This is a genomic window from Mycobacterium sp. AT1, assembly GCF_002043095.1.
In the GTDB taxonomy this organism is placed as follows: domain Bacteria; phylum Actinomycetota; class Actinomycetes; order Mycobacteriales; family Mycobacteriaceae; genus Mycobacterium.
This window is the reverse complement of sequence record NZ_MVOC01000005.1, coordinates 134,743-155,447: the sequence shown is the minus strand read 5'-3', so window position 1 is coordinate 155,447 and position 20,705 is coordinate 134,743. Positions and strand designations below refer to the sequence as shown.

Sequence of the window (20,705 nt, the reverse complement as noted above, 5' to 3'; positions counted from 1 at the left end):
GCGTGGCCACGGACACGACCGTCGTCTCGGTCCGCGTCAAACCGGGCAGCCGCAAAGGACCCCTGGTCGAGGTCGGCGACGACGGGGAGCTGACGGTCTACGTGCCGGAGCGGGCAGTCGACGGCAAGGCCAACGACGCCGTCACGCGGCTGTTGGCCAAGCATCTCGGCGTTCCGCGCAGCCAGGTGTCCCTCGTCGGCGGTGCGACGGCGCGGATCAAGCGCTTCCGCGTCGGCTGAGCCGCGCGGTCGGGCTTACGCGACGCCGAGGTAGGCGGCGCGAATGCTGTCGTCGTCCAACAGGTCCCTGGCGACGCCGGCCCTGGTGACCGAACCCGTCTCGAGGATGTAGGCGCGGTCGGACCGGCTCAGCGCCTGCTGCGCGTTCTGCTCGACCAGCAGCACCGTGGTGCCCTGCTTGTTGATCTCGGAGATGATCTTGAATATCTGCGAGATGATCATCGGCGCCAGGCCCATGGACGGTTCGTCGAGAAGCAAGACCTTGGGCCGCGCCATCAACGCACGCCCGATGGCGAGCATCTGTTGCTCACCGCCGGACAGGGTGCCCCCGACCTGACTGCGGCGTTCGGCCAGCCGCGGGAACGTCTCCATCACCCAGTCGAAGCGCTCCTTGTGCTCTGCCTTCGAGGGGAACTTGCGCCCATAACAACCCATTTCGAGGTTGTCGACCACCGTCATGCCGGGGAACACCCCGCGACCCTCCGGAGCCTGGATGAGCCCGTCGGTGACGCGGCGGTGCGCCTTGACCTTCGTGATGTCCTGACCGTCGAACCACACCGAGCCCGACGTCAGCGGCCGGAGACCGGAAATCGCCCTCATCATCGTGGTCTTGCCGGCACCGTTGGAGCCGAGCAACGTGACGAGCTCGCCCTGGTGCACTGTCAGCGAAACACCGTGCAGCGCTTGGATTCTGCCGTAGTGCACGACGGCGTCGCGCACCTCGAGCAGCACCGGACGCGGATCGGCGTCGGTCGTGTCGTTCGTGTCAGCCGAGCTCGTCATCGGGAACCCCCAGGTAAGCGGCGACGACCTTGGGGTCCTCGCGAATGTCGGCAGGCAGACCGTCGGCGATCTTGCGCCCGAACTCGAGCACCACGATCCGGTCGGTGACGCCCATGACCAGCCGCATGTCGTGTTCGATGAGCAACACCGTGTATCCGTCTTCGCGGATGGCTTGGATCAACTCGATCAGAGCAGACTTCTCGCTCGGGTTGAAGCCGGCCGCCGGCTCGTCCAGGCACAGCAGCTTGGGCTCGGTCGCCAACGCCCGCGCGATCTCCAGACGGCGCTGATCGCCGTAAGGAAGGTTCTTGGCCTTCTCGTCGGCGCGTTGGGAGATGCCGACGAATTGCAGCAGCGCGGCGGCCTTTTCGATCGCCGACTTCTCCTCCCGTCGGTGCCGGGGAGTGCGGATCAGGGCGCCGGGGACCGACGTCTTGTGCCGGGCATCAGTGCCCACGACGACGTTTTCCAGCGCCGTCATCTCGCCCCACAGTCGGATGTTCTGGAACGTTCTTGCGATGCCGCGCCGGGTGATCTCGTGCCGCTTGATCTTGCCAAGCGGTGCTCCGTCGAACATCACCGTGCCCGAGGTCGGCCGGTACACGCCGGTGATGGCGTTGAAGCAGGTCGTCTTACCGGCGCCGTTGGGCCCGATGAGACCGAGGATCTCACCTCGCTTGATGTCGAAGTTCACCGCGTCCAGGGCGGTCAACCCACCGAACTTCACCGTCAAATCAGTTGTCTGGAGCAGGGTTTCGCCCTCGGCGACCTTCACCTCGCGGTGAAGTGCCGCCAGTTCCTCGTCTACCACGGGCTCGCTGTTGGTCATGCCGCCGCCTTCGAGTCGTCGGCCTTGCTCAACAGCTTCTTCGCCGACGAGGCGTAGGCAAGGAGTTGTTGACGCACCGGGAACAGGCCCTGCGGCCGGAAGATCATCATTACCACCAACGCGAGACCGAAGAACAGGTACTTCAGGTCACCGAGGTTGACGCCGAACGCCTCAACGCCGAGCAACCGGTTGGGCAGGTAGACGACGATGAACGCACCGAAGATGACGCCCAACTTGTTGCCTTGGCCGCCGAGCACCACCGCGACGAGGAACAGCATCGAGTTGATGATGTTGAAGTTGGTCGGGGCGACGTACTGCACTTGACCGGCGTACAGCGCTCCGGAGAGGCCACCAATTCCGGCGCCGATCACGAAGGCCCACAGCTTGAACCGGAAGGTGTTGACGCCCATCACCTCCGCCGCGTCCTCGTCCTCCCTGATCGCCACCCAGGCGCGGCCGACGCGGCTTCGCTCCAGATTGCCGACCAGCAGCAGGATTCCGATCATCAGCAGCAGACCGAGCCAGAACCACCACGTGCCGTAGTTGGCGTCGCCGGTCGAGTTGCCTGCGGAGAACACGCCGTTGGGGAGTCGCTCGCTCTCCCCCACCCGCGGGTACGCGATCTGGTTGAGACCGCGCGAGCCGTTGGTGACGTCGGAGAGATTGTCGGCGAGCAGCCGGATGATCTCGCCGAATCCGAGTGTGACGATGGCGAGGTAGTCACCGCGCAGTCGCAGGGTCGGCGTTCCGAGGATCAGTCCCGCGAGCGCCGTGACCGCCATGGCAATGGGTACACACGACAGCCACGCCCAGTCCTTGCTGAAGAATCCGGTGGCGCCCATCTTGTTCCAGGGACTATCGGGGCTGGTGAGCAGCGCCACCGTGTACGCGCCGACGGCGTAGAAGCCGACGTACCCGAGGTCGAGCAGACCGGCCTGACCGACCACCACGTTGAGTCCGATCGCGATGATTGCGATCATCACGAACTGAGCCATGGTGCCGCCGAGACTGATTCCCGTCGTGGCGACCCACGGCGGCGGGAACAGCGGCAGCAGTGCCAGCAGGCCGAAGCCCACGATGCCGAACAGCCACTTTTGCGGCCGTGCGAGGCCGTCCCACCACTGCCTCAGGCCATCGCCCGGGGCCAGAAGCCGCTTTGCCGCAGTGCTCTTCGTCGTTTCCGATCCCGCCTGATGGCTCATGCGCGCGCCTTCCCGAGGCTCTCACCGAGGATGCCGGTCGGACGGATGAGCAGGACGAGCACCAACAGCACGAAGGCGACCACGTCCCGCCACTGGGTTCCGAACAACGCCTGACCGTAGTTCTCCATCACGCCGAGAATGAGACCGCCCAACAATGCGCCGCGAAGGTTTCCGATGCCGCCGAGGACCGCCGCCGAGAACGCCTTGATGCCGAGCAGGAATCCGCCCGAATAGATGATGCCCTGGGGCACCTTCAGTGTGTAGAGCAGTGCGGCCGCACCGGCCAGCAGACCACCGATGAGGAAGGTCGTCATGATGATGCGCTCCCGCGAGACACCCATGAGCGTCGCGGTCGTCGAATCCTGAGCGACCGCGCGGATGCCGCGGCCAAACTTGGTGCGGTTGATCGCGATGTCGGTGGCGAGGGCGAGCACCAGCGCCGAGACGACGATGACAAGCGTCACGTTGGAGACCGTCGCTCCGAAGATGGTGAACTGAGTCTTGGGCTGCACCAAGAGGATTGGCTGTTGTGCGTTGGAGCCGCCGTAGCCCTTGATGAGCTGCGGCAGGATGAAGTGCACGAACTCCTGCAACACGAACGACATACCGATGGCGGTGATGAGGAACGTCAGGGGCCGGGCGTTGCGGCGGCGAAGCGGCCGGTAGGCGATGAACTCCAAACCGACTGCCGCCGAACCGGATACCAGCATCGCGAAGACCATCGCGATTGCCAGGTACACGATCGTGAGCAGGACGCCCTTGTTGTAGGCGTTACCGCTCGGCGTGAAGCCAAGGATGATGTCCAGGCAGAAGTAGGTGCCGAACATGCCGAACATGAAGATCTCGGAGTGGGCGAAGTTGATCAGCCGCAGAACGCCGAACACCAGCGTGTAGCCCACGGCCACTAGCGCGTAGATGGCACCCCAGGACAGACCGTCGATGGTCAACTGCCAGAAGCCGTTTATGAGGCCGTCGACGTTGAAGTTGATGTTGGCAGCCATTAACACCGGCGGCGGCTCCTTGCAGGTAAATGGATACGAGGCGCGCCCGGGCCCGTTGGCCTCGGACGCGCCTCGCGTCGACGACTACTGAACCTTGAAGATCCAGATCAGGTTGGTGGTCAACTCACCAGTCGGCGACCACTGGTAGTTACGCGCCACGCCCTGACCGTTGTAGTTCTTGACGAAGTCCAGCAGCGCCGGCCGGGTGATGGCACCCGAGTCGATGCCCTTCAGCATGATCGTTCCGAGGTCGTAGCCCTCGGTGCTGTAGGTGCCGGGTTCCTGCCCGAACTTCTTCGTGTACTCCTCGGCGAACGTTCCGGTGGCCGGGCCGCACGGGCAGGACAGGATCGAGCCCTTCGAGGACTCACCCGCCTGCTTCACGAACTCCGGATCCTTGGTGCCGTCGGCACTGACGAACGTCGCCTCGACCCCGCCGTCCTTCAACTGCTGGACGAACGGCGCCGCCTCGGAGTAGTAGCCGCTGTAGAAGACGGCGTCCGGGCTGACTCCCTTGATCTGCGTGACCGCCGCAGAGAAGTCCTTGTCGCCCTTCTTGACCTGGATGTTGCAGGCCGAGTCGGCGACGGGCCCGAGGGTCTCGCGCACCGGGATGGCCAAGCCGAGGCCGTAGTCGGTGCTGTCGTCGACCACGCAGATCTTCTTGTAGCCCAGCGTGTTCTTCAGGTAGTTGGCCACTGAGGGCCCCTGCACGCCGTCGTTGGCCAGGCCGCGGAAGAAGGTCTTCCAGCCGTTCTCGCTCAACGTCGGGTTGGTCGCCGACGCCGTCACGGCGACGAGGCCGGCCTGGTCGAAGACCGTGCCGGTGGCCTTGGTCTCGCCGGAGAAGGCGGGACCGACCAAGCCGATCGTGTACTGGTCGTCCACGATTTGAGGTGCGATACCGGTGGCCTTCTGCGGATCGCCTTCGGTGTCGAACGGCTTCAACTGCACCTGGCAGCCGGGGTTGGCGGCGTTGTGCTTGTCGATGGCGAGCTGCACGCCGTTCTTGATGTTGATGCCGAGCGCCGCGTCGGGGCCGTTGAGGGCACCGGCCATGGCGATCGACACCGGCGGGCAGGTCGCCTTTCCGTCACCGGTGGGATCGGCGGGCTTGACGTCGCCCGCCGCCTTCACCTCGGCGCCGTTCTCGTCGATCTGAACCTGTTCGACGATCTTCAGGTCAGCTTGGGAATTGCTCTCCTCGGGTGTCGACTGGTTACAGCCGGCAATACCGAACACGAGCAAGCCCGCGCTCCCGAGAGCAAATGCATTACGTGCCATGCGACTGCGCACGTGTCACCTCCGTGTCAACGTTGTCATTGGCACCGACGACGCAGGTCACGTCACCCGGGGCGCCGATGCTTCGGGTAGAACATAGCCAACACTCGGCGCCGGTGCGTGATGTTGACGAACGCGGGCTGGGTGTCGCCTGTGTGACAGGGCGAAACCCGGTTCTATGACACGCAGTTGTTACGTCTCGGGGGTGTCGAGGGTCTCCAGGACGACCTCCGCGACGCGCCTCATGGTGGTGCGCCGATCCATGGCGGCACGCTGAATCCACTTGAACGCCTCGGGCTCCGACATCTTCTGCTTGGCCTGGAGCAAACCCTTGGCCCGCTCGACCAGTTTGCGGGTCTCGAGCCGGTCGGACAGCGTGGCAACCTCCGACTCGAGTGCGGAGATCTCGCCAAAACGGCTGACGGCCAACTCGATCGCCGGAATCAGGTCGGTGATCGAGAACGGCTTCACCAAGTACGCCATCGCCCCGGCGTCACGGGCGCGCTCGACCAGCTCGCGTTGCGAGAAGGCGGTCAGTATCAAGATCGGCGCGATGCGCTTCGCGGCGATCTCGGCGGCCGCGTCGATGCCGTCCCTGCGGGGCATCTTCACGTCCATGATCACGAGGTCGGGTCGGAGGCTCTCGGCGAGCTCTACGGCCTCCTGGCCGTCGCCGGCCTCGCCCACCACCTCATAGCCCTCCTCGCGAAGCATCTCCGCAAGGTCCATCCGAATGAGTGCTTCGTCCTCGGCAATGAGGACACGGTGCGGTTTGGCGGCGTCCGCCGGTGACCCGGTCATGCGGTCATTGTCGCGTGAGTCGCCCGGATCGGCGACCGCGGGGCCATGACGGACCCTCTGACCGATCCTCTATGGTGGGAAGCCGCAACACGATGCCCTCGTATCCCAATTGGCAGAGGAAACGGATTCAAAACCCGTGCAGTGTGAGTTCGAGTCTCACCGAGGGCACCAGAAAGGCCAGTTCGGAGCATCCGATGAAGCGATGTGGCGCATTGATTCTCGGCACGATACCGCTGGGCACCAGGTCGTTACGGAATCGCCCCGGTGCCGCAGACTTGGTCCGTGGACCCTCAACTCAGGCTTGAACAGTGGGAGCGGCGGGCCGAATGGCCGCTCGCCGCGGTGGCGATCGCGTTCTTGGCTGTCTATTCGGTGCAAGTACTTGGTCGACCACACGGTGTGGAAGCCACCGTTCTGGGGGTGACGAGCTGGATCATCTGGAGTGTGTTCGTCGCGGACTACTTCGCGCGGCTCGCTCTGGCAACCGATCGCCGTCGGTGGTTCGTGAGGCACCTCCTCGACCTGGCCGTGGTAGCGCTTCCTCTTTTGCGCCCGTTGCGGCTGCTGCGGCTGGTCATCTTGGTTGGCGCGCTACAGAAAGCCTTGGGCAACGCGATACGCGGACGCATCGTGATCTACACGGTTGGCGGTGTCGCCCTGTTGATTTACGTGGGGTCGTTGGCGGTACTGGAGCAGGAACGTGATCAGCCCAACGCCCTCATCACGTCGTTCGGCAAGGCCCTGTGGTGGTCGATCACCACGGTCACGACCGTCGGATATGGCGACCTGTACCCGATAACCACCACGGGCAGGATCGTCGCAGTGCTCTTGATGTTGGGCGGGATCAGCCTTATCGGCGTGGTTACCGCTTCGCTCGCGTCATGGATCGTGCAACGCGTCGCCGAAGATGACGCTGCTGCGGGCGCGGCAACAGCTGAGCAAGTCGCCGCATTGCAGATGGAGATTCGAAACCTCGCAGATGAACTCCGCATCATGACGGCGCAGGGCGCGATACCTGGAGGGCGCACGTCGCCGCAAACGGACGGCATGTCCGAGATGGCGTGGCCCGGGTCTGGGTCGTCGGCGTCGTCACGGCCCCCTGGTTCATCATCGGCGCCCTGATCGTGCCCGGCTGTCCGGCGGAAGCATGATCACAAGTCGCACAGCATCTTTCGGTGCCTCGAAGTAGACCCAGCCGTCCACGCGACCGGCCCCTGGACTCCAAACAACCCCGCCCTGGACCACTTCAAGGAGGGCCTGTTGGCCCCTTGGTCTACCGGTACCGGTCGGACAACTTCCACCACACCCACGTCCACAGGGCGGACCATGCGGTCAAGAAGGCGGCTATGTCGTTGTCGGCACCCCCGGTCACGAAGACCAGAAGAAAGAACGCTGTAGGTATCGCAGACAGCACCGCCAATACCAAGAAGAGCGGATTCCTCTTCCTCTCAGTCCTTTCTAGCGGACTCAGAAACTTCGTCGGCGAGGACAACGTCGGTTGCCTGCACACAGGGCCAGCGTTCGGTTGTGCGATCTGGTGCGGCGCGCCCTGCGGAGGCGCGAGGCTGGCCGCTTCCACTTTGGTCGCATAGTGGTCGGTCCACTGCACCCCGTCGAAGAATCGCTGCTGTGGAGCACCCAGTGGGTCCGGATACCAACCAGCCTTCGGCGAAGTCATCGCTCGTCCCCCTCATTCTCAAGATCGCTCGCCGATATTGTGCACAGACAGGTGGCTGCGGTCGTGGGAGCGGGGGTCCTAGGCGACGTGGCGGTTGGCTTCGATCGTCCAGCCCTTCACCACTTCGACCAATCGCCGCGGAAGACGTGCACCGATTGGAAGGACTCGCTGAGCAGTGTTGGTAACGGGTCTCATCCGTGGCAATGCAGCAGCAGTCCAGCATTCCCTGAATACAGATTCCGATGTACTGTCGGCTAATGCAGACACTGGTGCAGCGGGATGCCCTGGCGCGCTTCGGCTATGCCCTCTCCGATGTCACCCGCGCGTCGATCCTGCTGAGCCTTCGAGATGGTGGGCGGTATCCGTCCGATCTTGCCGACGAGATGCGGGTGTCTCGTCAGATCGTGTCGAATCACCTTGCGTGCCTTCGTGGATGCGGGCTGGTCGTCGCCGTCCCGGAGGGCCGGCGGAGCCGCTACGAGCTGGCCGACGGCCGCATCGCGCACGCCCTGAACGATCTGGTCGGCCTGGTGCTCGCGGTCGACCCGGCCTGCTGTCCGGTCGGTGACGAGGGGTGCTGCTGATGGCGCCGGACGTCGGGCTGTCGGCCACCCGCAGCCGCGTGCTGTCCCGTCGCATCAGGTACTTCGTCGCCGCCACGATCACCTACAACGTGATCGAGGCCGTCATCGCCCTCGCCGAGGGAACTCGGGTGTCGTCGGCCGCCCTGCTCGGGTTCGGGCTGGATTCGGTCATCGAAGTGTCCTCGGCCGCCGCGGTGGCATGGCAGTTCGCCGGCCGCGATCCCGAAGCCCGCGAGAAGACCGCGCTTCGGATCATCGCGTTCTCGTTCTTCGGCTTGGCCACCTACGTCACGGTGGACTCCGTTCGCGGCCTCCTCGGGCACGGCGAGGCCGAGCCGTCCACCATCGGCATCGCACTCGCTGGTGTGAGCCTGGGCGTCATGCCCGTCCTGTCGTGGGCGCAGCGGCGGGCAGGCAGGGAGCTTGGCTCGTTGTCGGCGGTCGCAGACTCGAAGCAGACGTTGTTGTGCACCTACATGTCTGCCGTGTTGCTCGTGGGGCTGCTGCTCAACTCACTACTGGGGTGGTCTTGGGCAGATCCTTTGGCGGGCTTGGTGATTGCCGCCATCGCCGTTCGCGAAGGCCTCGAAGCGTGGCGTGGCGAACCGTGTTGCGTCGCGGGGGACGGCTCACCGTGTGAATTTCGGGACGCGTCGGAGTAGCGACCCCCAACACCGCAATAGCCGCCGCTAGCAGCGGCTTTCCTGGCCTCACATCATCGGTCTGTGCGTCACCTTGGCAGTCGCGTAGGGTTCCCTGACTCCGCCAGGGTCCTCCACGCAATCGTGGTAAGCACTTCCCAGTCATCGACTACGGAAGGCATATGCAATGGTCAGGATAGTTTCGTTCGCAGGCACGCTACTCGTCGCCGGGGGGTTGGCGGTTGGCTCAATCGGCTTTGCCGGTGTCGCTGCGGCCAAGCCGATTTGCAACGGCGCGGTCCCCACGGCGTCATCACACAAGGCTTTCGCCAACGGCCCAGCGAGTACGGCCGATTGCGAGGATGCCGACGACACGGGCAAGTCGAGCATGGTCAAGATTGCTACCGCGGGTTCCTATGCGGAGGGTAACGCTGCGTTCACGGCCTCCCCACAGAAAACTACTTAGCCAGTTCGAGTAGCGCGTCTAGCTCCGAAGCCGACAACAGGAGTCGATGGTGGTCTCGGCCGATTCCGACGCCAGGATTATCCGCCGCCAAGCGAGGCGTGGCGAATCATGTTGCGCCGCAGGGTGCAACTGACCGGTCACTCCCCCAACAAGTACGAACCGCCGCGACCCTGCGTGTGCAGGAGCCGCGGCGGTTCGCAGTGGTTCGGGCGGACGGTGGCTACCCCTCGTCTCCGCCGCCGCCCGATCCACTGCCGCTCGGTGAATGCGACGCACGCTTGGCGTCGGATCCCTTGTCGGCACCAGCTCCCGCGGAGCTAGTCTTCTTGTCGCCCTTGTCCTTCGAGGACGACGAGTCCTTGGCGTCAGCCTTGCTGGGCTTGACGCTCTTGTCAGGCTTGGCGGCCTTGTCGGGCTTGACGCTCTTGTCGGGCTTGTCCGCCTTCTCAGGCGTCGTCGACGCGTCGGCCTTGTCGGGCTTGGTCGCGGAGTCGGCCTTGTCGGGCTTGGCCGGCGTGTCCGACGCCCCCGAGTCGGCAGGGCTGGACGCCGCCGGCTCCGTGGAGCTCGACGGGGTCGCCTCGGCGGCCTCGGGGCTCTTGGCGTCCTCCGGGGTCTTGGTGTCCTCGGGAGTCTCGGTGGCCACGGGCTCGACGACCGCGTCGGTCACCGCGGGCGTCGTCACGGCCTCCACCACTTCGGGTTTCGGTGTCGTCTCCGTCTCGGTTGCCGTCGACTTCTCGGGCTCGGCGGCGACCTTGGTGCCGTCGGTTCCCTCGGAGCTCTTGGTGGTCGCGCCTGCCTCGCTGACGTCGTCAACCCCTGCACTTGGCGTGTCGGACGTCGGCACCGAGGCGACCTTCAGCGCCAACGCCGTCGACGTGGTCACTGCGGGAGAACCTCCAATGGAGGCGAGTGCCTTGGCGATCGCTTGGACGAACGCGGCGACGGAGGCCTGAACCTGGGCGGCGATCGCCTGGAACTGCTTGGCGAGGGCTTGGACGATCGCAGCCAACGGGTTGGCCACCGGTGTCGGCTGGCCGGGAGTCGTCGGCGTCGTGGCGTTTTGCGGATGATCCTTGAACCACTGCAGCAGGAAGTCGGTGATGACTTCCTTCGGTTGCCCGAGAAGATTCCAGAGCCCGTAGTTGTCGTTCGGGTTGGTGCTGCCCGTTGCGGTGTCTCGACCGGTGTAGAGGAAGATCGGGCCGGCGTTTGCCCCAAAGGATGCCGCCCAGTTGTTGATCAAGTCGGCGATGTACTTCTCCTGCTGATCCTGTGTGATGGTGTGCACGACGCCGTTGGCGTCGGTGTACGTGTAGGTCGGAACGCCGAATTCCGTGATCCACATCTTCTTGGTGGGGAACAGCTTCACCAAGTCCTTCAACTGGTTGAACGCCGTGTCGGACGCCCACCAGCCGGAGTTGGGATTGATGTTGCCCTGCGAAAAGGGAAGGCTCTCGTCGTACGGGTGGTACGACAGGGCGTCGAAGTAATCGCCGATGGTCGGGTCGGCGGCGATCATCGCCTTGACGAACTCCACGGGGTCCATGGTCACGTTGCCGAAGGTGACGACGTGACCCACTGCACCCGCGATGACAGTGGCCGTCGGGTCGAGTGGCTTGATGGCTTGGTAGGCCGCTTTCACCAACGCCGCATACGCAGCCGGATCGATGGGATTGGACGACAGGATGGCATTCGGCTCGTTCCAAATCTCGTAGGCGGAGACCGTCGAGCCGTACTTGGTGACGAACTTCGTCATGAAGGCGGCGAACTTCGCGGGATCGGGGGTGCCGCTGCCCGGGGTTCCAGCGGTGACGGCGCCCGGCGGGGTGCTGTCGACTTCTGCCAGCACGCCCATGTCGTGTTCCTTGGCCGACTGCATGACCATGTCGAGCAAGTCCCATGACGCGCTGCCCGGCTGCGACGGTCCGAAGTAGTCGACGAGCCCCCAGGGGACGAACACGCGGATGTTCTGGACACCCAGCGCCTGCATCTCGCTGAGCTGCTGGTCGATCTGGGCCTTGGTCTGACCGTATAGAGGGGACGCGGCAACGCCGACCGTGTTGGGCGAGACGGTGATCTCGGCGACCTGTTGATATTCGTAGGAGGCCATTCGAGGCGGCACGGGAACGAATAAGTTGCTCGCATAAGCGCTAGCCATGGCGACGGGTATGGCGGCGATGACTCCCCGCGTCGCGATGGCCTTCAAAAGTCCCTGACTTGCCTTCTTCATTCCTGCTCGCTTTCACGATTTGTAATTTTCTTCGCCGTCAACCCCGGTCAATTTAGCTGCCGCAGGGGCAAACCGCATAACGAATGGGATACCTCATCGCAGGGGCTGGCAGGGCGGCAAACCTACAGGTCCGACCGTGCATCACGGTTCAATTAACGCAAACAGCAATACTGGCGAGCAACCGATCGTGACCTGCTGATTACGGCCATTTAGACCTCTTCAGCGATTGTCGATTGGTTTGTGTCAGGTTTCGTACCAAAGGTCTCATTTTGCGACTAAATCTGACGCACTGGAGCACCTACGAATGGTCCGCTCGCGAATCTCTGTCGTTTGCGCGACAAAAGCACCGTGGCGACTCCATTCGCAATGGAGTCGCCACGATGAACGGGTGCCCAACCCTGCTTGAATTACCCCGCTGTAACTTGTCCTCGGGACGGGGCTGGATGCGGCGGTTCTACGCCTCACCCTCACGGCTGTCTTGCTGCGCGAGCAGCCTGGCGTAGCCGGTTCCCATGCCAAGCAGCACCAGGCCCACTGCGATGAAGACGACAACGCGGAAGATCCCGTCCAGCGTCCCGAGGTCGAAGAGGAACAACTTGGCTACCGCGGCGGCCACCAGTGCCATGCCGCCACCGATCGGCAGTGAGCGCTCGGCGCGAGAGACCTTCGCCGCGTACCGAAGCACGGCCGCGGCCAGCATGATCCAACACAGGGTCGCAGCCACGTGGCCGGCGAGGAATCCCTGCTCCTCGCCACCAAGCAGCACCCCGGCCGTCACCGTGAAGGTGGTGGTCGCGTACAGCGCGACGACGGCCGCAGTGGCCCACGACCAGTCCGCAGGCCACGACCACGCGATCGCCACCGCCCACGCCACCAGCAGCAGGCTGGCGATCAGCGTCGAGGCGGCGATCGGCGCGCTCAACTCGGTGGCTTCGATCAAGAACGACGGCGGCGCGTAGGCAAGGTAGAACAGACCACCTGCGACACCGAAACCAATGGCGCACCAACGCGCCACCCCGCTGCGTCGACCCCCGAGCGCCACCACGACAGCCATCGCGAGGAGGACCGGCCCCGCCACCGGACCGTCGAAGGCGACGATCACCGCGATGAGCGCCGACACCGCCGCCAGGGCTGCCCAGATCGACCGCACGCTGGCGGCTCCCCCGGTCGGGCGGTCGCCGACGAGCACGAGTCCCAACACGGCCGCCGACAGCCCGGCCGCCATCAGCGCCGCGACGGCACCGTCGACGGCCAGCGAGGCGGCCAGCACCGGGGTGGTGCCTGCCGCGCTCACCCACGCCATGGTGGCCGGGTGCTTGGTGTGCGGCAGCAGGACGACCGCACTTCCGATCGCCAGAGCGGCTGCGACGGAACCCGCGACGGCGAGCAACGGCGAATGCTCGGAGTCGAAGCTGGTCAGTATCAACGCGAGCAGCAGCGGCAGCGTGGTCACCGCTGTGCGCGCCGCGTGCAGACCGTTCCAATCCTTGCCAAGCTGCACGGGCACCGACGCAGCGCCCAGCGCCAGCATGAAGCCGACCAGAACGACGGTGATGCCGTCGGCCACCACGGGTCCGAGCCCGATCACCGGGACCAGGACCAAGAGGCCGAGATGTTCGGAGTTCCATCGGCGCGACAGCATGAGCCCGGCGACGGCGACCGCCGCGGCGATGGTGAGCCCGACGGGAGCCGACACCCAGTGGTAGATCGTCGTCACCGCGATGACGTCGATGTATGCCGCCGCAATGCCCGTGGCGGCCAACGCAATTGCGCCGATCCGACCGCCGGGCCGGTCGACCAGCCGCCATGCGACTCCCACCAGCCCGGCCGCCAAGGCGGCGCCGGCGAACACCCGGAACCCGGGCCGCAGGATGCCGGCCTGCGCGGCCAGCACCAGCAGGAGGGCGACGCCCACCAAGGTGACCGCGACTCCGGCGACCGCCAGTGCCTTGCCAATCCACCCGTCCGACCGCGGCGGCCTGGGTGTGGGGGGTACGGGCGCGAGTGGCTGGGGCGCGGGCGTGTATGCGGGCGGCGGCCAGTACGTCGGGGCCACGGGCTGCGCGGGTGCCACGGGCCGCTCCGCCACGATGCGTTCGAGCTGGCGCAGGTCGACCGACGCCCGCGCCAGGTATGCAGCCATGGCGGCGAAGTCGGACGACAGCCTGGCGATGACGGCCTGATCTGGTTCGCTCATTCAGCCATCGTGGCAGCCACGCCAGACGACGGGATGAGTATTACTACTCGTCGAGCCCGTGTTCGATCGCGTAGCGCGCCAGTTCGACACGATTGGCCACCTGCAACTTACGGAAGGTGGCCTGCACGTGGTTCTCCACCGTGCGATGGCTCAAGGACAGTTGTTCGGCAATCTGCTTGGCGGTCAACCCCTTCGCGACGTACCGCAGGATCTCCGTCTCCCGCTCGGTCAAGCTGGGCGTGGAGTCGTGCCCTCCTGGCGAGCGCGCGATGCGCCGATATTCGCCGAGCACCAGACCCGCCAGGCCCGGGGTGAACACCGCACGCCCCTCGCCGGTGGCCCGGACCGCTTCTGCGAGTTCGCCCTTCGACGCACTCTTGACGAGATAGCCCGTCGCCCCGGCCTTCACCGCCTCCAACACGTCGTCGCGTTCGTCCGATGCGGAGAGCACCAGGACCCGTGACGACGGGGACACCGTCAGCACCTCGGCGGTGGCGATGGCGCCGTTGCCGTCAGACAGGCGCATGTCCATCACCACCACGTCGGGTTTGACTACTTCTGCGCGACGACGGGCCGAGCCGACGCCGTCCGCAGTGGCGACGACGGTGAAGCCCTCCTCTGCGAGGTCACGGGCGACGGCGTCGCGCCAGATCGGGTGGTCGTCCACGACCATCACCGTGAACGTGGAATGGTCAGTTCCCACTCGGTCCCCCTTCCTGGCCCCGTGCTCAACCGGGCCGTACCACCGAGCCAATTCAGCCGTCCGACAATCGACTTCGACACTCCGACCCGTCCCTCGCCTGCGGCCTCCTCCAGCCGGCCTGCCGGAATGCCTGCTCCGTCGTCACGGATGCTCACCACGACGGAGTCTTCCAGGTCTTCCAAGAGCACGAAGGCGCGGGCGGCTGCGCCGGCATGCGCGACGACGTTGTCCAACGCGTTCGCCACCGCCGCGTCGACTTCACGTGCGACTTCCGCGGACAACATGACCGGTTCCGGTGGAAGGCTGACCGACACCCGGTCGGCGGCGCGGTCGCGCAGCAGCGTGACCAGATCGATCTCGAGCCCCTCCGGCACCGGCGCACCGGCAGCGCTGACCCAGCGGCGCAACGCGCGTTCCTGCTCGCCCGCCAGCACGGCGAGTTCGGTTGTCGGACCGCCTATCTCACGCCCCCGCCGGGCGACCAGCGCCAGCACCTGGATGGCTCCGTCGTGGACCTCCCTCGAGAGCCGTTCTCGTTCCTCGAGAGAGGCCGCCAACCGCGCGGCTCGCTGCAGTTCGGTATGCGCACGCCGGGCGGTCTGGGCGGCCATCCCGATCGCCAGGCCGACGGCGAGTTCGATCACGACGGTGGCGTTGCGTCCGACGTCGACGCTGACGTACCCCTTCAGAACGGCGTTGGATGCCGTCACCAACAGCCCAATCGTCATGCCCGCGACGGGGCCGAGCAGGATGGCTGCCGAAATCGTTGCGTTGGTGGCCCACAACGTCGTCGGCCACGACTGGTTGTCCAGCGCCCACTGATCGGATGCCACGATCTTGGTCGAGAGCATCAGCGCCACGACCACCACGACCTCGGCGCTCACCCACGCGGTCCGCCTGCCGTAACCGTGAAGGTAGGCCGCTGCGCAGGCGACACTCCACGACACCAGGACCGCGAAGAGTGCCCAGCCGATCGCGGGCCGTTCGAGGTCGTCGTTGATCGCAATCTGAAAACCGAGAGCGTAGAGGCAACTGAGCAAGCGAAACACCTGAGCCGCCCGCCAGAGCGGGGTGGCCGGATCGGGCGAAGCTTGCATGCCCGGCGTCTACATCACCTTGGACAGGAACAGCTTCGTGCGGTCTTGCTGCGGGTTGCTGAGAACGTCTCGCGGCTTGCCGCTTTCGACGATGACCCCGGCGTCCATGAACACCAACTGGTCGGCGACTTCACGGGCGAACCCCATCTCGTGGGTCACCACGACCATCGTCATCCCCTCACTGGCCAGCTTCTTCATGACGCCGAGCACTTCGCCGACCAACTCGGGGTCAAGCGCCGAGGTCGGCTCGTCGAACAGCATCAGCTTGGGATCCATCGCCAATGCCCGGGCGATCGCAACGCGCTGTTGCTGACCGCCCGACAGTTGTGCCGGGTAGGCGGTTGCCTTGTCCGACAAGCCAACCTGGCTGAGCAGGTCCTTGCCGCGCTCGATGGCCGCGGCCTTCTTGACGCCCTTGACCTGGATGGGCGCCTCGATGATGTTGGCCAGCGCGGTGCGGTGCGGGAAGAGGTTGAAGTGCTGGAACACCATCCCGATGTCGCGCCGCTGCCGCGCGGCTTCCCGCGGCGGCATCTCGAGCAGCTTGTCGCCCTTCTCGCGGTAGCCGATCAGCTCGCCGTCGACGTAGAGCCGGCCACCGTTGACCTGCTCCAGGTGGTTGATGCAGCGCAAGAACGTCGACTTGCCCGAGCCGGAGGGGCCGACCAGCACCAACACCTGACCTCGGCCGATCTCCAGGGTCACGCCCTTGAGGACCTTGAGCGCGCCGAAGTTCTTGCAGACGTTCTCGGCCTTGACCATCGGTGTGGCCACGGCAGTCGCGGTCATGTGTGCCCAGCCTCTCCAAGTGTCTGCGCCTCGGCCAGTTTGCCGAGTTGTTTGGCGGTGAGCTTGCGGGACGCACCTCGGGAGAAGTAGCGCTCCAGGTAGAACTGGCCCACCATCAGGATGCTGGTGATGAGTAGGTACCACGCCGCCGCGACGAGCAGCAGCGGGATCGGCTGGAAGAGCACGGCCGAGATGTCACGTTGACGCCCGAAGAGGTCGAACGTGAACGGCACCGCCGCCACCAGCGACGTGGTCTTGAGTTGGCCGATGAACTCGTTGCCGGTCGGCGGGATGATGACCCGCATTGCCTGCGGAAGCACCGTGCGGCGCATCGTCATCAGCCACGACATGCCCAGTGCGGTGGAGGCTTCGGACTGACCCTCCGGGACCGAGCTGATGCCGGCCCTGATGATCTCGGCGAGATAGGCGGCCTCGTTGAGCCCAAGGCCGATGACCGCCAACAGGAAGTACAGCGACAGGTTCTGGATGTTGATGGTGAAGAAGGTCGGGCCGAACGGGATGCCCAGCTGAATGTTCTTGTAGATCGTCGGGAACAGACCCCAGAACACCAGCTGCACGTAGACCGGGGTGCCGCGGAAGATCCACAGATACACCCACGACACCGAGCGGAACACCGGGTTCGGCGACAGTCGCATGACCGCCAACAACACCGCCAGCACGATCGCCAGGATCATCGACAAGACGGTCAGCTCGAGCGTGACCACCACGCCGGAGAAGATGCGCTCGTCGAGGATGTACTTGCCGAAGGTGCCCCAGCCGTAGGCCTCGTTCGTCGCCGCGCCGTAGAGGAACAGCGCGACGAGGATGACGATGACGATCGCCGCCACCCACCGCCAGGGGTGCCGCAGTGGGACGGCATCGATGACGGGCGGACTGTCGGGTGGCGTGCGAACGTCAACGCTCATCAGTGAATTCCGACTGTCAGCTGGTCGCGCCGTTGATGACTGGCTTGTCGATCATGCCAGCCTCGACACCCCAGTTCGCGGCGATCGTCTTGTAGTCGCCGGACTCGATCAGGTGCTCGAGGGCCTTCTGCAGCGAGGCCGCCAACGGAGAACCCTTCGCGACGGGCCAGCCGTAGGGCGCCGCGTCGAAGGTCTCGCCGGCCTGCTCGAGCTTGCCGGCGCTCTGCTTGATGGCGTACAGCGTCACCGGGGAGTCCGCCGACATGGCGTCGGCCTGTCCGAGGACGACGGCGTTGGTGGCCTGATCCTGACCGTCGAACTTCACGATGTCGATCGCCGGCTTGCCCGCGTCGGTGCACGCCTTGCTCTTGGCGGGCAGTTCGTCGACTTCCTGTGTCGTCGTGGCCTGCACCGCGACCTTCTTGCCGCACGCGTTGCTTGGGTCGATGTCGGAGCCCTTGGGCTTGGCCCACAGCGAGCCGGCCGAGAAGTAGGTGACGAAGTCGACGGTCTGTTCGCGTTCCTTGGTGTCGGTGAACGACGACATGCCGACGTTGAACGTGCCGCCCTGGATGGACGGGATGATCTTGGAGAAGTCGGCCTCGCGGTACTCGGCCGTCAAGCCGAGGGTGGAGGCGATGGCGTTCATCAAGTCGACGTCGAAGCCGACGATCTTGCCGCTCGAATCCTTGAACTCGTTGGGCGTGTAGGGAACGTTGACGCCCACGATGAGCTTGCCGGACGACTTGATGTCCTCGGGAACCGTGTTCGCGATGTCGTCGACCTTGGCGGCCTTCGCCGCGGTGGTCTCCTTGGTCGGTTCTGCGGTGTCGGTGTTCTTGGTACAGCCCGACAGAATGAGCGATGCCGACACGGCGACGACCGCAGCGCCGCGCCACCAGCGTGAGCTCACTCGACGGTCCTGAATTCCAGATACCACGTTGTCTCTTCTCTCTGCATCGGGGTCGCCTTCATTCCTCGCGGGCGACGACCTCAGGAACACTAGCGGGATGTACGCGCTGTAGTAGGTGAAACTTAACGCCGGTCGACGATCCGCGCTGTCCGAAACGGCAACGCGGTGAATTGGACCGCCCCCGAGGGTTGCCGTGCGACACTGCAGTTCGTGACCACCCCGTCTGCGCCGTCTATGCCAAGTCTGTTGCCGCATCTGTGGAAATCGGCCGTCGTGTCCGGACTGCTGGCCATCGCGATCGGTGTCGCCATCGTCGCGTGGCCGGGCATCTCGATCACGGTGGCCGCCATCTTCTTCGGTGCCGGCTTGCTGCTGACCGGAATTCAGCAGGTCTTCTTCGCCTTCAGCCTCCACGTGTCTGCCGGTGGACGGGTGCTGCTGTTCATCAGCGGTGCGGCATCGCTCATCCTCGCGATCATGGCGTTCCGCCATCTGTACGACGCAGTCTTGTTGCTGGCCATCTGGATCGGGGTGGGCTTCATCTTCCGTGGCGTCGCCACGACCGTGTCGGCAATCAGCGATCCGACGCTGCCGGGCCGGGCCTGGAACGTGTTCGTCGGGCTCATCAGCTTGGTTGCCGGTGTGGTCGTCCTCGCCTCGCCCTTCGACTCGATCGGCACCCTGGCGCTCGTCGTAGGCGTCTGGTTGATCGTCATCGGCGTCATGGAGGTCGTCGCCGCCGTCGCGATCCGCCGCGCGACGAACCAGCTCTCGGGACAGGGTCAGCCAGCTCACTAAAAACGCCCTGGGCTGGGGGAAGGTTGTCTACTACACTTTGTCGTAGGTACTACCGGCAGCCAGGGGACGGTGCACATGAACGCTCTCGACGTTTCGAGATGGCAGTTCGGGATCACGACGGTCTATCACTTCATCTTCGTGCCGCTGACCATTGGGCTGGCTCCGCTGATCGCCGTCATGCAGACCGCGTGGGTGGTCACCGGAAACCCCGCCTGGTACCGGTTGACCAAGTTCTTCGGCAAGCTGTTCCTGATCAACTTCGCCCTCGGCGTCGCCACCGGCATCGTGCAAGAGTTCCAGTTCGGAATGAACTGGAGTGAATACTCCCGATTCGTCGGCGACGTCTTCGGCGCCCCACTGGCGATGGAGGGGCTGATCGCCTTCTTCTTCGAATCCACCTTCATCGGGCTGTGGATCTTCGGCTGGACCCGACTACCCCGACTCGTCCACCTGGCCTGCATCTGGATCGTCGCGATCGCGGTCAACATGTCCGCGTACTTCATCATTGCGGCCAACTCGTTCATGCAGCACCCGGTCGGCACGCACTACAACCCGGCCACCGGCCGCGCCGAACTGACCAGCATCGTCGCGATGCTCACCAACAACACCGCCGTGGCGGCGTTCACCCACGTCATCGCCGGATCGCTGCTCACCGCAGGCGTCTTCGTCGCGGGGATCTGCGCCTGGTGGATGGTGCGTACGCACGACGCCGAGGACGGGGACGGGGACGCCGCGACGCTCTACCGACCGGCGACCATCGCGGGGTGCCTGCTGGCGCTCGCGGCCACGGTGGGTCTTTTCTTCTCCGGCGACACGCAGGGCAAGCTCATGTTCGTCCAACAGCCGATGAAGATGGCCTCGGCGGAATCGCTGTGTACCACCGCCACCGATCCGGACTTCTCCATCCTGACCGTCGGCACCCACAACGACTGCGACAGCGTCACCCACGTCCTGCAGGTTCCCGGCGTGCTGCCCTACCTGGCCGAAGGCCGGTTCACCGGTGTCACCCTACAAGGCGTCCAAGACCTGCAACGTCAGTACGAAATCCGTTATGGGCCAGGCGATTACCGACCCAACCTGTTCGTCACCTACTGGTCGTTCCGAATCATGATCGGACTGTTGGCCATCCCCGTGCTGTTCGCCGTGACCACGCTGTGGTTCACCCGCCGCGGGCGGCTACCCAACCAACGCTGGCTGTCATGGTTTGCGTTGCTGAGCATCCCGATGCCGTTCCTGGCCAACAGTGCCGGCTGGATCTTCACCGAGATGGGCCGTCAGCCCTGGATCGTGGCGCCCAACCCCACCGGCGACCCGATGGTGCGACTGACCGTCGACCACGGCGTCTCCGATCACCCGGCCTGGCTGGTGCTGCTCTCCCTGGTGATCTTCACCCTGCTGTATGCCGCACTCGGGATGGTCTGGTTCTTCCTGATGCGGCGCTACGTGCTCGAGGGTCCGCGCGAGCACGACGCCGAACCGGCGCCGCCAGCACCACCCGACGAGCAGGACGTCGCCCCACTTTCGTTCGCCTACTGAGGAGT

General features: G+C 65.1%; 20 protein-coding genes and 1 tRNA gene. 7 read left to right on the top strand and 14 right to left on the bottom strand.

The features are described 5' to 3' along the window. The first annotated feature begins 2 nt into the window (after nt 1-2). Nucleotides 3-239 carry a DUF167 domain-containing protein gene (locus tag B1790_RS02800; RefSeq protein WP_079921639.1) on the top strand — a complete coding sequence of 79 codons (237 nt, stop codon included), beginning with the start codon at nt 3-5 and terminating at the stop codon, nt 237-239. A gap of 15 nt (nt 240-254) precedes the next feature. Here B1790_RS02800 and B1790_RS02795 read toward each other — a convergent pair whose 3' ends face one another. From B1790_RS02795 to B1790_RS02770, 6 genes are all read right to left on the bottom strand, one after another. Then, a complete protein-coding gene (locus B1790_RS02795; RefSeq protein ID WP_079921637.1) occupies nt 255-1,022 on the bottom strand; it encodes an ABC transporter ATP-binding protein in 768 nt (255 codons plus the stop codon). Then, the gene (locus tag B1790_RS02790) at nt 1,006-1,851 is read right to left on the bottom strand and encodes an ABC transporter ATP-binding protein (protein WP_079921635.1); all 846 of its coding nucleotides are present in this window, start codon (nt 1,849-1,851) and stop codon (nt 1,006-1,008) included. Before B1790_RS02790 ends, B1790_RS02795 begins: the two co-directional genes overlap by 17 nt. Continuing rightward, entirely contained in the window at nt 1,848-3,053 is a 1,206-nt protein-coding gene (locus B1790_RS02785; RefSeq protein WP_079921634.1) for a branched-chain amino acid ABC transporter permease, read from the bottom strand. The genes B1790_RS02790 and B1790_RS02785 overlap by 4 nt, the downstream gene beginning before the upstream one ends. Next, nucleotides 3,050-4,054, bottom strand: a complete 1,005-nt coding sequence (locus B1790_RS02780) for a branched-chain amino acid ABC transporter permease (RefSeq protein WP_079921632.1) — start codon at nt 4,052-4,054, stop codon at nt 3,050-3,052. The genes B1790_RS02785 and B1790_RS02780 overlap by 4 nt, the downstream gene beginning before the upstream one ends. An 84-nt stretch (nt 4,055-4,138) precedes the next feature. Beyond that, nucleotides 4,139-5,350 carry a branched-chain amino acid ABC transporter substrate-binding protein gene (locus B1790_RS02775; protein WP_079921631.1) on the bottom strand — a complete coding sequence of 404 codons (1,212 nt, stop codon included), beginning with the start codon at nt 5,348-5,350 and terminating at the stop codon, nt 4,139-4,141. 177 nt (nt 5,351-5,527) lie between these two features. Beyond that, entirely contained in the window at nt 5,528-6,136 is a 609-nt protein-coding gene (locus tag B1790_RS02770) for an ANTAR domain-containing response regulator (protein ID WP_079921630.1), read from the bottom strand. Nucleotides 6,137-6,230: 94 nt separating this feature from the next. On the opposite strand from B1790_RS02770, the gene B1790_RS02765 reads away from it, so the two are divergent. Both B1790_RS02765 and B1790_RS02760 read left to right on the top strand, forming a co-directional pair. Further along, nucleotides 6,231-6,307, top strand: a tRNA-Leu gene (locus B1790_RS02765). Nucleotides 6,308-6,418: 111 nt separating this feature from the next. Further along, a complete protein-coding gene (locus tag B1790_RS02760; protein WP_079921629.1) occupies nt 6,419-7,258 on the top strand; it encodes a potassium channel family protein in 840 nt (279 codons plus the stop codon). Between the two features lie 151 nt (nt 7,259-7,409). Here the strand turns inward: B1790_RS02760 and B1790_RS34065 are convergent, their stop codons facing one another. Further along, a complete protein-coding gene (locus tag B1790_RS34065) occupies nt 7,410-7,814 on the bottom strand; it encodes a DUF2510 domain-containing protein (protein WP_142270980.1) in 405 nt (134 codons plus the stop codon). Nucleotides 7,815-8,071: 257 nt separating this feature from the next. On the opposite strand from B1790_RS34065, the gene B1790_RS02745 reads away from it, so the two are divergent. Together B1790_RS02745 and B1790_RS02740 are read left to right on the top strand one after the other, a co-directional pair. Next, nucleotides 8,072-8,398: a helix-turn-helix transcriptional regulator gene (locus B1790_RS02745; protein WP_079921628.1), complete on the top strand. Its 327-nt coding sequence runs from the start codon at nt 8,072-8,074 to the stop codon at nt 8,396-8,398. Further along, the gene (locus tag B1790_RS02740) at nt 8,398-9,060 is read left to right on the top strand and encodes a cation transporter (RefSeq protein WP_079921719.1); all 663 of its coding nucleotides are present in this window, start codon (nt 8,398-8,400) and stop codon (nt 9,058-9,060) included. The genes B1790_RS02745 and B1790_RS02740 overlap by 1 nt, the downstream gene beginning before the upstream one ends. A 665-nt stretch (nt 9,061-9,725) precedes the next feature. Here B1790_RS02740 and B1790_RS02730 read toward each other — a convergent pair. The 7 genes from B1790_RS02730 to B1790_RS02700 form a co-directional block, all read right to left on the bottom strand. Continuing rightward, nucleotides 9,726-11,621 (bottom strand): cellulase family glycosylhydrolase, encoded by a 1,896-nt coding sequence (locus B1790_RS02730; RefSeq protein WP_158083738.1) that lies wholly within the window; start codon nt 11,619-11,621, stop codon nt 9,726-9,728. Nucleotides 11,622-12,195: 574 nt separating this feature from the next. After that, the gene (locus tag B1790_RS02725; RefSeq protein WP_079921624.1) at nt 12,196-13,938 is read right to left on the bottom strand and encodes a DUF2339 domain-containing protein; all 1,743 of its coding nucleotides are present in this window, start codon (nt 13,936-13,938) and stop codon (nt 12,196-12,198) included. A gap of 43 nt (nt 13,939-13,981) precedes the next feature. After that, a complete protein-coding gene (locus B1790_RS02720; RefSeq protein ID WP_079921623.1) occupies nt 13,982-14,611 on the bottom strand; it encodes a response regulator transcription factor in 630 nt (209 codons plus the stop codon). Next, the gene (macS, locus tag B1790_RS02715; RefSeq protein ID WP_079921622.1) at nt 14,611-15,738 is read right to left on the bottom strand and encodes a MacS family sensor histidine kinase; all 1,128 of its coding nucleotides are present in this window, start codon (nt 15,736-15,738) and stop codon (nt 14,611-14,613) included. Before macS ends, B1790_RS02720 begins: the two co-directional genes overlap by 1 nt. Before the next feature lie 9 nt (nt 15,739-15,747). After that, nucleotides 15,748-16,500 (bottom strand): amino acid ABC transporter ATP-binding protein, encoded by a 753-nt coding sequence (locus B1790_RS02710; RefSeq protein WP_079921717.1) that lies wholly within the window; start codon nt 16,498-16,500, stop codon nt 15,748-15,750. A gap of 23 nt (nt 16,501-16,523) precedes the next feature. Further along, nucleotides 16,524-17,453 carry an amino acid ABC transporter permease gene (locus B1790_RS02705; protein ID WP_079921620.1) on the bottom strand — a complete coding sequence of 310 codons (930 nt, stop codon included), beginning with the start codon at nt 17,451-17,453 and terminating at the stop codon, nt 16,524-16,526. A 16-nt stretch (nt 17,454-17,469) separates the two neighbouring features. Further along, nucleotides 17,470-18,393 carry an ABC transporter substrate-binding protein gene (locus B1790_RS02700; protein WP_079921618.1) on the bottom strand — a complete coding sequence of 308 codons (924 nt, stop codon included), beginning with the start codon at nt 18,391-18,393 and terminating at the stop codon, nt 17,470-17,472. Between the two features lie 207 nt (nt 18,394-18,600). Between B1790_RS02700 and B1790_RS02695 the strand changes: the two genes are divergently transcribed. Beyond that, on the top strand, nt 18,601-19,164 hold the full coding sequence (locus B1790_RS02695) for an HdeD family acid-resistance protein (RefSeq protein WP_079921616.1): 564 nt from the start codon (nt 18,601-18,603) through the stop codon (nt 19,162-19,164). Between the two features lie 75 nt (nt 19,165-19,239). After that, nucleotides 19,240-20,700, top strand: coding sequence for a cytochrome ubiquinol oxidase subunit I (locus B1790_RS02690; protein WP_079921615.1), 1,461 nt, complete (start codon nt 19,240-19,242; stop codon nt 20,698-20,700). Nucleotides 20,701-20,705 lie beyond the last annotated feature (5 nt).